Annotated in this window: 15 protein-coding genes and 1 tRNA gene; 10 read left to right on the top strand and 6 right to left on the bottom strand. The window is 68.4% G+C overall.

Annotated elements, in window-relative coordinates:
- Positions 1-3 precede the first annotated feature (3 nt).
- On the bottom strand, positions 4-525 hold the full coding sequence (locus tag DM816_RS14825) for a hypothetical protein (RefSeq protein WP_117210812.1): 522 nt from the start codon (positions 523-525) through the stop codon (positions 4-6).
- A 190-nt stretch (positions 526-715) separates the two neighbouring features.
- Here DM816_RS14825 and DM816_RS14820 point away from each other — a divergent pair, with 190 nt between their 5' ends.
- Complete coding sequence (locus DM816_RS14820; protein WP_425455243.1) at positions 716-1,480, top strand: TatD family hydrolase; 765 nt, start codon at positions 716-718, stop codon at positions 1,478-1,480.
- Between the two features lie 8 nt (positions 1,481-1,488).
- On the opposite strand, the gene rsmI is transcribed toward DM816_RS14820, so the two are convergent.
- The gene (rsmI, locus tag DM816_RS14815; RefSeq protein ID WP_117210838.1) at positions 1,489-2,292 is read right to left on the bottom strand and encodes a 16S rRNA (cytidine(1402)-2'-O)-methyltransferase; all 804 of its coding nucleotides are present in this window, start codon (positions 2,290-2,292) and stop codon (positions 1,489-1,491) included.
- A 52-nt stretch (positions 2,293-2,344) separates the two neighbouring features.
- On the opposite strand from rsmI, the gene DM816_RS14810 reads away from it, so the two are divergent.
- The 6 genes from DM816_RS14810 to DM816_RS14785 all read left to right on the top strand — a co-directional run bounded on the left by DM816_RS14810 (position 2,345) and on the right by DM816_RS14785 (position 8,465).
- Entirely contained in the window at positions 2,345-3,868 is a 1,524-nt protein-coding gene (locus DM816_RS14810; protein ID WP_246001946.1) for a dolichyl-phosphate-mannose--protein mannosyltransferase, read from the top strand.
- A 4-nt stretch (positions 3,869-3,872) separates the two neighbouring features.
- On the top strand, positions 3,873-4,703 hold the full coding sequence (gene rsmA, locus DM816_RS14805; protein WP_117210811.1) for a 16S rRNA (adenine(1518)-N(6)/adenine(1519)-N(6))-dimethyltransferase RsmA: 831 nt from the start codon (positions 3,873-3,875) through the stop codon (positions 4,701-4,703).
- Positions 4,700-5,644: a 4-(cytidine 5'-diphospho)-2-C-methyl-D-erythritol kinase gene (locus DM816_RS14800; RefSeq protein ID WP_117210810.1), complete on the top strand. Its 945-nt coding sequence runs from the start codon at positions 4,700-4,702 to the stop codon at positions 5,642-5,644. The genes rsmA and DM816_RS14800 overlap by 4 nt, the downstream gene beginning before the upstream one ends.
- Positions 5,645-5,652: 8 nt before the next feature.
- Positions 5,653-7,392, top strand: a complete 1,740-nt coding sequence (locus DM816_RS14795) for an ABC-F family ATP-binding cassette domain-containing protein (RefSeq protein ID WP_117210809.1) — start codon at positions 5,653-5,655, stop codon at positions 7,390-7,392.
- A 96-nt stretch (positions 7,393-7,488) separates the two neighbouring features.
- Complete coding sequence (locus DM816_RS14790; protein WP_117210836.1) at positions 7,489-7,911, top strand: DUF4383 domain-containing protein; 423 nt, start codon at positions 7,489-7,491, stop codon at positions 7,909-7,911.
- A gap of 23 nt (positions 7,912-7,934) precedes the next feature.
- Positions 7,935-8,465 carry a DUF4383 domain-containing protein gene (locus tag DM816_RS14785; protein WP_117210808.1) on the top strand — a complete coding sequence of 177 codons (531 nt, stop codon included), beginning with the start codon at positions 7,935-7,937 and terminating at the stop codon, positions 8,463-8,465.
- Between the two features lie 30 nt (positions 8,466-8,495).
- On the opposite strand, the gene DM816_RS14780 is transcribed toward DM816_RS14785, so the two are convergent.
- The 3 genes from DM816_RS14780 to DM816_RS14770 are packed head-to-tail and all read right to left on the bottom strand — an operon-like array spanning position 8,496 to position 10,551.
- Positions 8,496-8,897 carry a hypothetical protein gene (locus tag DM816_RS14780; RefSeq protein WP_117210807.1) on the bottom strand — a complete coding sequence of 134 codons (402 nt, stop codon included), beginning with the start codon at positions 8,895-8,897 and terminating at the stop codon, positions 8,496-8,498.
- Between the two features lie 32 nt (positions 8,898-8,929).
- Positions 8,930-9,532, bottom strand: a complete 603-nt coding sequence (locus tag DM816_RS14775) for a TetR/AcrR family transcriptional regulator (protein WP_117210835.1) — start codon at positions 9,530-9,532, stop codon at positions 8,930-8,932.
- Between the two features lie 47 nt (positions 9,533-9,579).
- On the bottom strand, positions 9,580-10,551 hold the full coding sequence (locus DM816_RS14770; RefSeq protein ID WP_117210806.1) for an acyl-CoA desaturase: 972 nt from the start codon (positions 10,549-10,551) through the stop codon (positions 9,580-9,582).
- 128 nt (positions 10,552-10,679) lie between these two features.
- Between DM816_RS14770 and DM816_RS14765 the strand changes: the two genes are divergently transcribed.
- A tRNA-Gln gene (locus DM816_RS14765) sits at positions 10,680-10,751 on the top strand.
- A 1-nt stretch (position 10,752) separates the two neighbouring features.
- Positions 10,753-12,168 carry a bifunctional UDP-N-acetylglucosamine diphosphorylase/glucosamine-1-phosphate N-acetyltransferase GlmU gene (glmU, locus tag DM816_RS14760; RefSeq protein ID WP_117210805.1) on the top strand — a complete coding sequence of 472 codons (1,416 nt, stop codon included), beginning with the start codon at positions 10,753-10,755 and terminating at the stop codon, positions 12,166-12,168.
- Here the strand turns inward: glmU and DM816_RS14755 are convergent.
- Positions 12,165-13,886 (bottom strand): ABC transporter ATP-binding protein, encoded by a 1,722-nt coding sequence (locus tag DM816_RS14755; protein ID WP_117210804.1) that lies wholly within the window; start codon positions 13,884-13,886, stop codon positions 12,165-12,167. The genes glmU and DM816_RS14755 overlap by 4 nt on opposite strands.
- Before the next feature lie 72 nt (positions 13,887-13,958).
- On the opposite strand from DM816_RS14755, the gene DM816_RS14750 reads away from it, so the two are divergent.
- The coding region (locus DM816_RS14750; protein WP_162907484.1) for a TetR/AcrR family transcriptional regulator at positions 13,959-14,521 on the top strand (563 nt) is incomplete at its 3' end.

Raw genomic sequence — 14,521 nt, 5'->3', positions numbered from 1 at the left:
TCGCTACCCGATGAACACGCTGACCCCCGAGTTGGGGCCGGGTGGGATGCCGAGCTTCGATCCGCTGCCGGGGTTGCCGCGGAGATCTTCAAGCAGTGCGGCCGGATCGACAGTGGTGCCGATGAGGGCCTCGGACGAGGATCGGGGCACGGGGACGGCCTTGGCCCGGTAAACCGTGACCTTGCGGCCTTCCGCTATGGCGCGCATGCAGACCCCACGGATATAGAATCTGTTGTATTCACCTTCCGCCAGGGTAAGCGCGGCCGATTCGGGGACGTCGCTGATGAAGACGCGACCGTTGCGGCGCTTGGATTCCGACGTGTGTAACAACCCTTCGGCGCGCAGGGCGGCGGCCAATGATGCCGGGGTGCCTTGGGAAAGTGCCTCGTGCAGCAGGGCCGGCCAGCGTGCGGCTCCGGTCTCGGTGAGCCGGCGGCTCAGATAGACGCGACCGGCCGCGATGTCCGCGTCGAGCTCCTGGACCATGCATGCGCGGACCGGATCGTCCAGCGAGCGGAAGTGCACGGGTTCTCCCGAATGAGGGTACGGTGCCTGATCTTCACCTTGCACAGGTCGAACGGCGGGAAAGTCTACATTGCTCCGAATCGGCGATCGCGCTGAGCCGGATCGGTCCCGTCGTCCGCGTCGGTGGTGGGATCATGTGGGGGTGATACCCGAGGGATTGCCGCCTGAGCCGGAGGCGTTGCCGTCGCCGGTGCTCGACAGCCACACGCACCTGGACATCGTGGAGTGGGATGTGGCGCGGCAGATCGAGGCGGCCGCGAAGGTGGGGGTGGACCGGCTCGTGCAGGTGGGCGTCGACGTGGGGTCGTCGCAGTGGGCCGTTTCGCTTGCCACCGCGCACAAGGCGGTGGTCGCGACCGTTGCGCTGCATCCGAACGACGCACCGAGACAGTCCGATGTGGACGCCGCGCTGGGCCGGATCGCCGAGCTGGCGGGGCACGAGCGGGTGCGCGGGATCGGCGAGACGGGGCTGGACCATTTTCGCACCCAGCCGGACGGGCGAGCAGCGCAGGAGCACAGCTTCCGCGCGCACATCGCACTCGCCAAGCGGGTGGGCAAGCCATTGGTCGTGCACGATCGGGACGCACACGCCGACATCTTGCGCGTCATCGACGACGAAGGCGCACCGGGCGATGTCGTCATGCACTGCTTCTCGGGCGACGCCGACTTCGCCGCCGAGTGCGTGCGGCGCGGTTTCACGCTGAGCTTCGCCGGGACGGTCACGTTCAAGAACGCTCCCCAGTTGCGCGAGGCCGCACTGCGTACCCCCCTGGAAAATATTCTCGTGGAGACCGATGCGCCGTATCTGACCCCGATGCCTTATCGCGGGCGGCCCAACGCCTCCTATCTGATCCCGGTGACGGTGCGCGCGCTCGCCGGGGTCAAGGGCGTGCCGCTCGACGAGATGTGCCAGGCGATCTCGTCGAACGGAGAGCGGCTGTTCGGCCCATGGTGACGCCTCGTTCACCCCGAGACGGTAAGCCGGTAGGTATCGCGTTTGGACAGCCCGTGCTGCTCCGCCACGCGCAGGGCGGCGTCGCGTTTGGACACTCCCTCCTCCAGGAGTGCCGCGATCTCGGCCCGCAGCTGGTCGTCGTCGGGGCGCCGGGGGGACGCTCCGGCGACGACCAGCGTGATCTCTCCCTTGACTTCGCGCGGCAGTTCGCTGAGCGCACCCCGGACGACCTCCTCGTACGTCTTCGTGAGCTCCCGGCACAGGGCCGCCCGCCGGTCGGGCCCGAAGGCCGCGGCCATGTCGTCGAGCGTGTCCGCGATCCGATGCGTCGCCTCGAAGAACACCATCGTGCGGGGCTCGCTTGCCAGGCCCTGCAAATGAGCCCGGCGAGCACCCGGCTTGCGCGGCAGGAAGCCCTCGAAGATGAAGCGATCAGGCGGCAGGCCCGACAGCGCGAGCGCGGTCGTCACCGCGCTGGGGCCGGGCACGGACGTCACCGGGATGCCCGCCTCGACGGCGGCCGCGACGAGTCGGAATCCGGGGTCGCTCACACTGGGCATGCCACCATCCGTGATCAACGCTACGGTGGTGCCGTCCTTGAGCGCTTCCACTAAACCCCCGGTTCGCGCCTGCTCGTTGCCCTCGAAATACGACACGACCCGCCCGGTGATGGTGATGTCGAGGTCGTGGGCGAGCCGGGTCAGCCGGCGCGTGTCCTCGGCGGCCACGATGCCGGCCGTGGCGAGCACCTCGCGCAGCCGGGCGGACGCGTCGGCCGGGTTTCCGAGCGGCGCGCCGCAGAGTACGAGCATGAAGACTCCCACATAGATGTGTCACCTAGCTTCGCAGACTACGATCCAAGCCGTGACGACTACGGCGACCCCAGTGAAGTCGAGCGTGATGGCCGCGGTTCAGGAGCGGCTGGCACCCCTCGATCGGCGCTTCGACCCGTATTCGTGGCTGTGGGCCCTGCTTGTCACATTCATCGCAAGTGCGCTTCGCCTGATTAACATCCGCCACCCCAATCAGGAGATATTCGACGAGGTCTATTACGCCAACGACGCGTATGACATGCTCACCCACCTCGTCGAGTGGGACGAGAAGAACAACTCCCCGGGTTATGTGGTGCACCCGCCGCTGGGCAAGTGGATGATCGCGTTCGGCATCAAGGCGTTCGGCTACGACACGCTGGGCTGGCGGATCGGCGCGGCCGTCGCGGGCATCCTGTCTGTGCTCATGATCACGCGGATCGCCCGGCGGCTGTTCGGCTCGACCGTGCTCGGCTGTGCCGCCGGCCTGCTGATGACGTTCGACGGCGCGCACTTCGTGCTGTCGCGCAGCGCGCTGCTCGACATCTTCCTCATGTTCTTCATCCTGGCCGCGTTCGGCGCGCTGCTGCTCGACCGCGATCAGCGCAGGCGGCGCTGGGCCATGTTCATCGCGTCCGGCGGCGATCCGGCCAAGCGGGGCCGCTCGCACCGGCCCCCGTTTGCCGTGCCGTGGTGGCGCCTGGCGTCGGCCGCGCTGCTCGGCTGCGCCACGGGCGTGAAGTGGAGCGCGCTGTTCGTCGTGCCGGCGTTCCTGATCCTCATCGTGTGGTGGGAGATCGGCGCCCGCCGCACGGCCGGGGTGCGCGAGCCCGTGATCGACACCATCCTCGACGAGCTCGGCTGGCTGGTCCTGTTCCCAGTGATCATCATCGGGGTGTACCTGGCGACGTGGACCGGCTGGTTCCTCTCCGACACCGGCTACTTCCGGCACTGGACCCGCGACACGGGCGGCAACGAAGTCCCGATCCTGGGCGCGCTGCAGAATCTCTGGCACTACCACGAGGAAGCGTTCAAGTTCCACAATGGGCTCGACGCCACCCATCCCTACCAGTCGCGCCCCTGGCAGTGGCTGCTGCTGGGCCGTCCTGTCGTGTTCTTCTTCGTCAACACGCTGCCGTGCGGCGCGGCCGCCTGCTCGGCCGAGGTCGTGCTGCTGGGCACGCCGCTGCTGTGGTGGAGCTTCATTCCGGCGATCGTGGCGACGATCTGGTTCGGCGTCGCCCGGCGCGACTGGCGGGCGGGCGCCATCCTGCTCATGATCGCGTTCACGTACCTGCCGTGGTTCTACTTCGACAACCGCACGATGTTCTACTTCTACGCCATCCCGATCGAGCCGTTCCTCATCCTCGCCGTGGTCTATGTGCTGGGCGCGATCATGACCTCGCCCCGAGGCGCGCTGCACGACGAGTCGCGGCTGATGACGGGCACGGTCATCCTGGGCCTGTTCGTGTTGCTGGTGGCGCTCAACTTCGCCTACTTCTATCCGATCTTCGCGGGCGAGTCGATCCCAACCACGGACTGGAGCCGGCGCATGTGGCTGGGCCGGCTGTGGATCTGACTTCATGACCAAGCTGCTCGGCCCCGCCGAGATCCGGGAACTGGCCGAGCGGCTGGGCGTCGCGCCGACAAAGAAGCGCGGGCAGAACTTCCTGCACGACCCGAACACGATCCGCCGCATCGTGTCCGCGGCCTCGTTGCGCGAAGACGATGTCGTGGTCGAGGTGGGTCCGGGCCTGGGCTCGCTCACGCTGGGGCTGTTGCCGGTCGCGCGGCATGTGCACGCGGTGGAGATCGACGCCAAGCTGGCCACGGCATTGGGTGAGACGTGCGGCCATCCGGCCAATCTGACCGTGCACAACGTCGACGCGCTCAAGGTGGACGGCCTCGATCCCGCGCCCACCGCGCTCGTGTCCAACCTGCCCTACAACGTGGCGGTGCCGGTGATCCTGCACCTGCTGGCCGCGCTGCCGACGATCCGCCAAGGCCTGGTGATGGTCCAGAAAGAGGTCGCCGACCGGCTGACCGCCAAGCCTGGTTCCCGAATTTATGGTGTACCGAGCGTGAAGCTCGCCTGGCACGCCGACGCCCGCCTGGCCGGGCGCGTCCCGCCCGCGGTGTTCTGGCCGGTGCCCAATGTGGACAGTGGATTGGTCGCGTTCGCCCGGCGGGAGCCGCCTGCTTCGGACGTGCCGCGCAAGGCGGTGTTCGAGGTGATCGACGCGGCGTTCGCCCAGCGGCGCAAGACCCTGCGCGCCGCGCTGGCCGGGTGGGCGGGCGGCGCGGCCGAGGCCGAACGGCTGCTGCGCCAGGCGGGCATCGATCCCGGTGCGCGCGGCGAACAGCTGGACGTGGCTGACTTCACTGATCTTGCCAGGGTTAGGCTTTTGCGGTGACAGAGGCGTGGGCACTCGACCAGGACGGGCAGCTGGCCGTCGGTCCGGTGCGGGTGCGCGTGCCCGCGAAGATCAATCTGCATCTGGGCGTCGGGCCGCTGCGCCCGGACGGATACCACGAACTGCATACGGTCTATCACGCCGTCTCGCTGTACGACGAGATCACCGCCCGCGCGGGCGACGCGCTCACGCTCACCATGCAGGGCGAGGGCGTCGGTGAGATCGAGCTCGACGACCGCAACCTGGTGATCCGGGCGGCGCGGGCGCTCGCCGCGGCCGCCAAGGTCGAGCCCAAGGCGCGGCTGCACCTGCGCAAGCAGATCCCGATCGCGGCCGGTCTCGCGGGCGGTTCCGCCGATGCCGCCGCCACCCTGGTCGCGTGCGATTCCTTGTGGGATACCGGTTTCAGCCGCGCCGACCTGGCCGACATCGCCGCGACGCTCGGCTCCGACGTGCCGTTCCTGCTCTACGGCGGCACCGCGCTGGGCACGGGCCGGGGCGAGACGGTCAATCCCGTTCTCGCGCGGGCCACCAGGTGGCACTGGGTGATCGCGTTCTCGGCCGGCGGGCTGTCCACTCCGGACGTTTACCGGGAGCTCGACCGGCTGCGGGCATCCGGCAAGGGCGGCGCGCCGCTGGGGAGCACCGACGGGTTGCTCGCTGCGCTGCGCCAGCGCGATCCGGCGGCGCTGGGCGCGGTACTAGGAAATGATCTTCAAGCGGCGGCCGTCTCCCTCATGCCGCAGCTGGAAACGACGCTTCAGTCCGGCAGGGATGCCGGGGCGCACGCCGCGCTGGTCTCCGGCAGTGGCCCGACGTGCGTCTTCCTCGCCGATGACGAGGCGCACGCGGGCGAGATCGCCGACGCGGTGCGCGAGCATGGCGACTGCCGCGAAGTGCAGCTCGCCCACGGCCCGGTCCCAGGCGCGCGCGTAGGCTAGCTCCCGATATGGCAAACATCGTGAATCTCGACCGGGTCGCCAAGGGTTACGGCCCGGTGGGCCAGCTGCTGACCGAGGTCTCCGCCGGGCTGGATGAGGCCGACCGGGTGGGCGTCGTCGGCCTCAACGGCGCGGGCAAGTCCACCCTGCTGCGAATGCTGGCCCGCGTGGAGGAGCCCGACTCGGGCCGGGTCACCCATCGGCGCGACCTTCGCGTCTCGATGCTCGCGCAGAGCGTTGACTTCGATCCGGCCTTGACCGTGCGTTCGCTTGTGCTGGGCACGTTTGACAAGGAGCACGAGTGGGCCGGGCAGTTCGACATCCGCGAGATCCTTGACGGGCTTGGCATGCGCGGGCTCGGGCTCGACCAGCCCGTGGGCCCGATGTCGGGTGGCGAGCGGCGGCGGATCGCGCTCGCCTCGCTGCTCGTGCACCCGTCCGACCTGCTGATCCTGGACGAACCGACCAACCATCTGGACATCGCGGGGGTCAACTGGCTGGCCGAGTGGCTCAACAAGAGCTGGCGCGGGGCGCTCGCCGTGGTCACGCACGACCGGTGGTTCCTCGACGCGGTGTGCGACCACATCTGGGAGGTCGCCGACCAGCAGGTGCGGGCATATGAGGGCGGTTTCGCGGCGTGGACCCTGGCCCGTGCGGAACGCGAGCGCGTGGCGTTTGTCAAAGAGTCGCGAAGGCAAAACCTGCTGCGCAAGGAGATCGCGTGGCTGCGGCGCGGAGCTCCCGCGCGCACGTCCAAGCCCAAGTTCCGCATTGACGCGGCCAACGCGCTCATCGCCGACGTGCCGCCGCCCCGCGACGAGGTCACGCTCGCGAAGCTCGCCACGGCCCGGCTGGGGCGGCAGGTGTACGACCTCGAAGACGTGACCGTGCACGCCGGGCCGAAGCTGATCCTGGACAACGTGACCTGGCACGTCGGTCCGGGCGATCGGATCGCGATCCTCGGGGCCAATGGAGCCGGCAAGTCGACGCTGCTGCGCCTGCTGGTCAGGGGTCACACCGATGGTCTCACTGTCGGTAAGACGGTCAAGCCCGCGTTTCTGTCGCAGGAGCTGGGCGAGCTGCCCTTGTCCAAGAGACTCCTGGAAGCCGTGGAGGAGGTCGCGAAGCGGGTGCGGCTCGGCGATCGGGAGCTGTCGGCGGCCCAGCTGGCGGAGGTTTTCGGGTTCACCGAACGTCGCGTGTGGACACCCGTCGCGGATCTCTCGGGTGGCGAGCGCCGACGGCTACAACTGTTGCGGCTCTTGGCAACCGAGCCCAATGTGCTGATCCTGGACGAGCCCACCAACGATCTCGACACCGACACGCTCGCGTCGCTGGAGGACCTGCTCGACACCTGGCCGGGCACGATGATCGTCGCCTCGCACGACCGGTACCTGGTGGAGCGCGTGTGCGACCAGGTCTACGCGCTGCTGGGCGACGGGAAACTGCGCCACCTGCCGGGCGGAGTGGACGAATATCTGTCCCTTGTGGACACTCCGGTCGAGCCCGTCGCGAAGCCCGCCAAACGGGGCGTTGATTCACGGCAGGCGAAGAAGGATCTGGCTCGCGTGGAGCGGTCGCTATCCAAACTGGCGGACCGCGAGGCCCGCTTGCACGCCGAGATGGCCGAAAACGCCACCGACTACGGCAAGGTGGCCTCGCTCGACGCGGCCCTGCGGGACCTCGCGCAGGAGAGAGCCGCGCTTGAGGAGGAGTGGCTGACCCTCGCCGAGGATATTGGCGCGTGACGGGCACCACGCGCGGGCAAGGAGCGCCTTGCGCGGTTGTCCACGCTGCCCCGCCTGCACCGCGACCGCGTCGTGGCGGCTGATAACCTGCCCCGCATGTCCCTCCATTTCCCGGTGAATCACCACCTCCGCCCGCTTTATCGCGCGCTCGGCCTGCTCGCCGGGCTCTACGTGCTGATCTTCGGTGTGGTCGGGGTGATCGCGACCCAGGGCGACCCGTTCTATGGTGCGGGCGACGAGACCGCGCTGGGCCTGAAGACCAATCCCGCGTTCAGCTATCTGTCGGTCGTCGCCGGCGCGGTGATCGTGCTGGCCACCGTGATCGGGCGCAACGTGGACCGCATCGCCTATCTGTGGGTGGGCGCCGGGTTTCTGATGGCCGGCACGGTCATGTTGCTGCTCATCGGCGACGCGAAGACCAACTACCTGAACTTCACGATCGTGACGTGCGTGGTGTCCTATGTGATCGGGTCGGTGCTCGGCACCGCGGGGATGTATGTGAAATCCCACCGAGCCTGAGCTTCAGCTGCCAGACTGGATAGATGCACCTACCGATCAATCACCGGCTCGCCGGGTTCTATCGGTTCCTCGCCGGCCTGGTGGGCTTTTATATCCTGATCTTCGGCATCGTCGGTGCCGTGCTCACATGGGGCGACCCGCTGTTCGACGAGGACGGGGCGACGGCGCTGGGTTTGCTCACCAACCTGGCGTTCGCGCTGCTGTCCATCGTGGTCGGGGCGATCGTCGTGCTGGGCGCGCTGCGCGGCGGCAATGCGGCGCACTACCTCAACATGTATGGCGGGGGCGTGTTCTGGCTCGCCGGACTGGCCATGCTGGTCCTGCTGCAGACCGACGCCAACCTGCTCAACTTCCAGGTGTCGACGTGCATCGTGTCGTTCCTCATCGGCACGGTGCTGGTGCTTGCCGGGCTCTACGGCAGGCGCGGCACGAAGGAAGAGGAGGAGGCCGAGGACGTGTTCCGGCACAGTGGCCGTGGCCCCATCGCGGGGAAGGTGACCACCAAGCACGACGTCATTCACGCTCACCCCGGCGTGGAACACAAGGAGCAATGACCAGGCCCCCGTGAATGCGAACTCCTGGTTTCAGACGATGATCCAGAGGTCGGACAGATCGGTGTTGGGGGCCCACTGGCACTTGAACGTGGTGATGCTGCCGTTGGCCACCAGCGCCTGTCCCGTGTCAAAGCACGGGTTGTTGAAGAAGATGTCGTCGTTGTATCCACCGCTGTGGAAGGTCCACGGGCCGTAGACGATGTAGAGATCGGTCAGTTGGGTCGAGGGGTTGTGTCGGCACTGGTAGTCGGCGATGACGCCGGCGGTCACCAGTTCGTACCCCTTGTCCAGGCACGGGTATTCGACGAAGACCTCGTCGGTGTATCCGCCGCTGTGGAAGATCCAACCGGACGCGGCCGAGGCCGGCGCCGCGCTCAAGGCGCTCATGGCCAGCATCGCGACCACGGCGGCGAATAGGAATCGTATGCGCATACGTCGAATCGTATAATCGATATACGTCTAAGTCACTTGGCCTTGCGGGTACGCAATTCCGGCTTGGTGTCCAGGTGGGACAGACCATTCCAGGCGAGGTTGACCAGGTGCGCGGCCACGACGTCCTTGCGTGGCTTGCGCACCTCCAGCCACCAGCGGCCGGTGAGCGCCACCATCCCGACCAGCGCCTGTGAATACAGCTCGGCGAGCTTCGGGTCGTAGCCGCGCCGCTTGAACTCCGCCCCCAGGATGTGCTCCACCTGATGGGCCACGTCGTTGAGCACGGACGAGAAGTTGCCGGTGGCCGACATGACCGGCGACTCGCGCACCAGCACGCGGAACCCGTTGGTCTCCTGCTCGATGTAGTCCAGCAGGGCCAGCGCCGCCTGCTCCAACAGCTCGCGCGGATGGCCCGCGGTCAGCGCGCCCGTGATCCGCTCCAGCAGTGCGTTGACCTCGCGGTCGACCACGACGGCGTAGATGCCCTCCTTGCCGCCGAAGTGCTCGTAAACCACCGGCTTGGAGACCTTGGCCCGCCCGGCGATCTCCTCGATGGACGTGCCGTCGAAGCCCTTCTCCGCAAACAGCTGGCGTCCAACGGAGATGAGCTGCTCCCGTCGCTGGGAGAAGCTCATCCGCACCCGGCCGCGTTTGGTGATGTCAGGTGGATCCTCGGGCGGCGTCACGGGCGCAATTTTGCCTGGATCCGTTCCGGCTTGGGCCACCGCACGTTGGATGCCCAGCCCAGCTTCTCGAAGATCCAGATGAGCCGCGCCGAGATGTCGACCTGGCCGCGCAGCACGCCGTGGCGGGCGCTGGTCGGGTCGGCGTGGTGCAGGTTGTGCCAGCTCTCGCCGAACGACAGGATGGCCAGCGGCCAGAAGTTGGAGGCGCGGTCGCCCTCGCGCATCGCGAACGGGCGCTCGCCGTAGACGTGGCAGACCGAGTTGATCGCCCAGGTGACGTGGTGCAGCAGGCCGATGCGCACGAGCCCGGCCCAGAAGAACGCGGTCAGCGCACCCTGCCACGACATCGTCACCAGCCCACCAACGACCGCCGGGGACGTGACCGAGATCAGCACAAGCCACGGGAACAGCCGGTCGACCTTCTCGATGTCCTTGTCGGCGACAAGGTCGGGGGCGAAGCGGGCACGGTTGGACAGGTCGCGGGCGAACAGCCAGCCCACGTGCGCGTGGAACAGCCCCTTGGTCAGCCCCCACATCGACTCACCGAAGCGCCACGGCGAGTGCGGGTCGCCCTCCAGGTCGGAGAACTGGTGGTGGCGCCGGTGGTCGGCCACCCACTGCGTCGGCGAGCCCTGGATGGCCATGCTGCCCGCGACGGCCAGCGTCACGCGGAGCCAGCGAGTGGCTTTGAAAGAGCTGTGGGTCAGGTATCGATGGAAGCCCACGGTGATGCCGAGACCCGACATGAAATACAGCGGGATGAACAGCGCGACATCCGTCCAGCCCAGCCAGCCGCCCCACGCGATCGGGATCGCCGCGACGAGGGCGACCAAGGGGAGCACGACGAACGACCACAGGCCGATCAGGATGCCGAGGCTCTGCTTGCCCTCGGTGAGCGGCTTGGGCCCTTGGCCGGCTTCCACAGCTGGGGTGGTGGTGACCGAGGTCTGAAGGGTTTCGGTGGTCATCGCGCCTCGCTGATATCCGGGAGCTTCACTTACGCTACCGTAACCTACGGAACCGTCGGTTTGACAGGGTAAACGGCTATCAGTTTTCACGCAGCATCCGATACCCGCTAAGCTGGCTGCGCACACGATCGGGCGTGGTGTAATCGGCAACACGTGGGCCTTTGGAGCCCATTTTCCAGGTTCGAGTCCTGGCGCCCGAGCATGACGAGCGCGGTGATCGTCCTGGCCGCGGGCGAGGGCAAGCGAATGAAGTCGGCCCAGCCCAAGGTGCTCCATCAGCTCCTCGGGCGATCGCTCGTGGGGCATGTGCTTGCCGCGGCCGCGCCGCTGGGCGCCGAGCAGACGATCGTCGTGGTCGGCCACCGCGCCGACCTGGTCACCGCGCACCTGGCCGAGATCGCGCCGCAGGCCGTGCCCATGCTGCAGGAGCAGCAGCTGGGCACGGGGCACGCGGTGCGCGTGGCCCTCCCCGACGGGATCAAGGGCACGGTGATCGTGCTCAACGGCGACGTGCCGCTGCTGCGCCCACAGACCCTGCGGGAGCTGGTCGAGCGGCACGAGCGCTCGGGCGCGGCGGCGACCGTGCTGGCCGCGTCGGTGGGCAACCCGGCGGGCCTGGGCCGGATCGTGCGCGATGAGCACGGCAGGCTGGCGCGCATTGTGGAGGAGCGCGACGCGAGCCCGGCCGAGCGGGAGATCCGCGAGATCAACGCCGGGATCTACGCCTTCGACGCGTCTTACCTTGAGCCCGCGCTCGGCCGGCTCGGGTCCCACAACGATCAGGGCGAGGAATACCTGACCGACGTGTTCGGTCTGCTCGTGCAGGACGGCGCGGCGGTCGCGGTGCACGTGGCCGACGATCCGGCCGAGACGTTGGGCGCCAACGACCGCGCCGAGCTGGCCGTGCTGCGCGGGCTGATGCGTGACCGGGTCAACCTGGCCCTGATGCGCGAGGGCGTGACCATCATCGACCCGCAGACGGCGTGGATCGACGTGACCGCGTCGGTCGCGCGCGACGCCGTGATCGAGCCCAACGTGCAGCTGCGCGGGGCCACCCAGGTCGGCGAGGGCGCGACGATCGGCCCCGACGTGACGCTGGTCGACACGACCGTGAGCGAGGGCGCGTCGGTGGTGCGGGCCCACGCGGTGGGCGCGCAGATCGGCCCGTCGGTGAGCGTCGGGCCCTACGCCTCGCTGCGGCCCGGCACGGTGCTGCTGCACAAGGCCAAGGTCGGCACGTTCGTCGAGGTCAAAAACTCGACCCTGGGCGAGGGCACCAAGGCCAACCACCTGTCCTATCTGGGCGATGCCACGATCGGCGAGCACACCAACATCGGCGCGGGCAACATCTTCGCCAACTACAGCGGCGCGACCAAGAGCCCCACGGGCATCGGCGACCACGTCAAGACCGGCTCCGGCACGATCTTCGTCGCGCCGGTCGAGGTCGGTGACGGCGCCTACACCGGTGCCGGCTCGGTGATCACCAAGGACGTGCCGCCCGGCGCGCTGGGCGTCGCCCGTGCCTTCCAGAAAAACATCGAGGGCTGGGTGGCCCGCGCGCGTCCGGGCACGGCCGCCGAGGAGGCCGCGAAAAAGGCGCAGCAGCAAGGGGATTAACCCACGGGTGCGACCTGTTGCGCGATCCGCAGGGCCTCCACGAGCCGGCGATAGAGGTCGTCGCTTTCCAGCAGTTCGTCGTGTGTGCCCTGAGCGCGAATGCGCCCGTCCTCCATCACGATGATCCGGTCGGCGTCGAGCACGGTCGACAGCCGGTGCGCGATCGTGATCACCGCGCCGGTGGCGGCCCGCTCGCGGATGCAGTCGTGCAGCGCGGCCTCGGTGAGCCCGTCGACCTGCGCGGTCGCCTCGTCGAGCAGCAGGATGTCGGGCGTGCGCAGCATGGCGCGGGCGAGCGCGATGCGCTGGCGTTCGCCGCCCGAGACCTCGGTCGAGGCGAGCGAGGTGTCCAGCCCCTCGGGCAGCGCGGCAACCTTCAGGTCCAGGCGCACCGCCTCCAGCACGGCGAACAGCTCGGCGTCGGTCGCGTCGGGATGGGTGAAGCGCAGGTTGTCGCGGATCGTGCCGGGCACGACCGGCGTCTCCTGCTCCACATAGGCCAGCCGGGCGCGCACCTGCTCGTGCGAGTAGGTCTCGTACGGGCGGCCATCGAGCCGGATCCGCCCGCTCTGCGGCTGCAGGAAGCGCAGGATCAGTGAGAACAGCGTGGTCTTGCCGGAGCCCGACGGGCCGACGATGGCCGTGTGGCCGATCCGCGGGATGGCGAGGTTGATGTCGCGCACCGCGAGCGGAGTGTCCGCCGCATACCTCGCGGAAACCCCTTCAAAAACCAAAATCTCATCTGGTACGCCTTGCGGCAACACTGTTTTGGCCGACTCCGCCGCTTCGACCGGAATCGCCTCCACCTCGCGGATGCGCCCGGCGGCCGCGATTCCGGACTGCAGCGCGGTGAAGTTCTGTGTCAGCTCGCTGATCGGCCCCATCAGCTGGAACGCGTAGAGCAGGAACGCGATCAGGCTGGACACCTCCAGCAGGCCGGCGTGGGCGCGCCACGCTCCAATCCCGAGGATCGCGATGACGGCCAGCTGTATGCCGGTCCACGCGATGGTCCACACCGTGGCGGTGACGCGGGCGGCCGTCACGCTGTGCGCGGCGGCGTCGCGGGCGTCGGCGATGATCCGGGAGCTCTGCCGGACCTCGGCCCGGCTGGCCTTGACCGTGCGGATGGCGCGCAGCGCGCCCTCGAGCGCGCCGCCCAGTTTGCCGATCGAGTCCTGCGCGGCCGCTTCCGCCTTCGCGATGCGGGGCATGAGCAGGCCCATAAGCGTGCCGACGATGACGACCGCGGCGACCGTGTAGCCCAGCAGGACCAGGTCGAGCACGCCCATGAGGACCAGCGTGCCCACGAACGAGATGGACGCGTTGATCAGCCCGATCACGCTGCTGGAAGCGGCGTGCACCAGCCCGGTGTCGGATGTGGCCCGCGTGACCAGCTCGCCGGTGGGCCGTTTCTGCAGGTCGAGCACCTCGGCGCGGAAGAAGCGGTCGATGACGCGGGCGCGGGCGTCCAGGACGATGCGCTCGGCCAGCGCGCCGAGCATGCGCCACTGCCACAGCGTGATGGCCGCACCGATCACGACCAGCGCCAGCAACGCGCCGAGCGGGCGGCCCATCGTGTTGCCGGCGGCGAGCGTGTCGAGCACCCATTTGGTGACCATTGGCGTGGCCAGGCCCGCTGCGTTGGCGAGCAGGCCCAGCACCAGGCCCAGGAGCATCGCCCGGCGATGCGGGAGGAGGAATACCAACAGAAAGCGCATGCCTCTATGGAACATTGATGTTCCGTTTTGGTCAAGTGATATTCCGAACTGGGGTGTTGGTACTCTCCGTACGTGACCCAGGCACAGGCGTCCGGCGCGCGGGCGCGCACCCGGCAGGCGATCCTCAACGCCGCGATCGAGGTGCTGGCGCGTAATCAGGGCGCGTCCCTCGGAGACATCGCCACGGCGGCCGAGGTGGGCCGGACCACGCTGCACCGCTACTTCGCCGATCGGGCCGAACTGATCGCGGCCGTGGGTGAGGAAACATTGGCGCGGCTCAATCGTGCCACCGAGCGGGCGCGCCTGGGCGAGGGCACGGGTGGCGACGCGATCCGCCGGCTGTGCCAGGAATACTTCGAGCTCGGTGATCTGCTCTCGCTGATGTTCGCCGAGCCGGGCCTGCTCACCGGTCCAGAGTGGACAGAAATGGGCACCTGCGACCCGGAGTTCGTGGCCGTCGTCGAGCGGGGCTACCACGACGGCACCATCGACCCGGAACTGCCCGCCGAGTGGATCCAAAACATCATCTGGGCACAGCTCTACAGCGGTTGGTCCTACCAACGCGAAACGGCCGCCCCCCGCTACGAGGTCCTCCGCCTCATCCTCCGCACCATCACCCCCACCCTCCCCCCACC

It is taken from the genome of Allorhizocola rhizosphaerae (assembly GCF_003426775.1).
GTDB lineage: Bacteria > Actinomycetota > Actinomycetes > Mycobacteriales > Micromonosporaceae > Allorhizocola > Allorhizocola rhizosphaerae.
This window is presented reverse-complemented; position numbering and strand designations above follow the sequence as displayed.

Coding starts and splice junctions, on each gene's coding strand:
- rsmI (WP_117210838.1), bottom strand. CDS start 2,292: ATGCTCGTACTCTGCGGCGCGCCGCTCGGAAACCCGGCCGACGCGTCC.
- rsmA (WP_117210811.1), top strand. CDS start 3,873: ATGACCAAGCTGCTCGGCCCCGCCGAGATCCGGGAACTGGCCGAGCGG.
- DM816_RS14795 (WP_117210809.1), top strand. CDS start 5,653: ATGGCAAACATCGTGAATCTCGACCGGGTCGCCAAGGGTTACGGCCCG.
- DM816_RS14790 (WP_117210836.1), top strand. CDS start 7,489: ATGTCCCTCCATTTCCCGGTGAATCACCACCTCCGCCCGCTTTATCGC.
- DM816_RS14785 (WP_117210808.1), top strand. CDS start 7,935: ATGCACCTACCGATCAATCACCGGCTCGCCGGGTTCTATCGGTTCCTC.
- DM816_RS14780 (WP_117210807.1), bottom strand. CDS start 8,897: ATGCGCATACGATTCCTATTCGCCGCCGTGGTCGCGATGCTGGCCATG.
- DM816_RS14775 (WP_117210835.1), bottom strand. CDS start 9,532: ATGAGCTTCTCCCAGCGACGGGAGCAGCTCATCTCCGTTGGACGCCAG.
- DM816_RS14770 (WP_117210806.1), bottom strand. CDS start 10,551: ATGACCACCGAAACCCTTCAGACCTCGGTCACCACCACCCCAGCTGTG.
- glmU (WP_117210805.1), top strand. CDS start 10,753: ATGACGAGCGCGGTGATCGTCCTGGCCGCGGGCGAGGGCAAGCGAATG.
- DM816_RS14755 (WP_117210804.1), bottom strand. CDS start 13,886: ATGCGCTTTCTGTTGGTATTCCTCCTCCCGCATCGCCGGGCGATGCTC.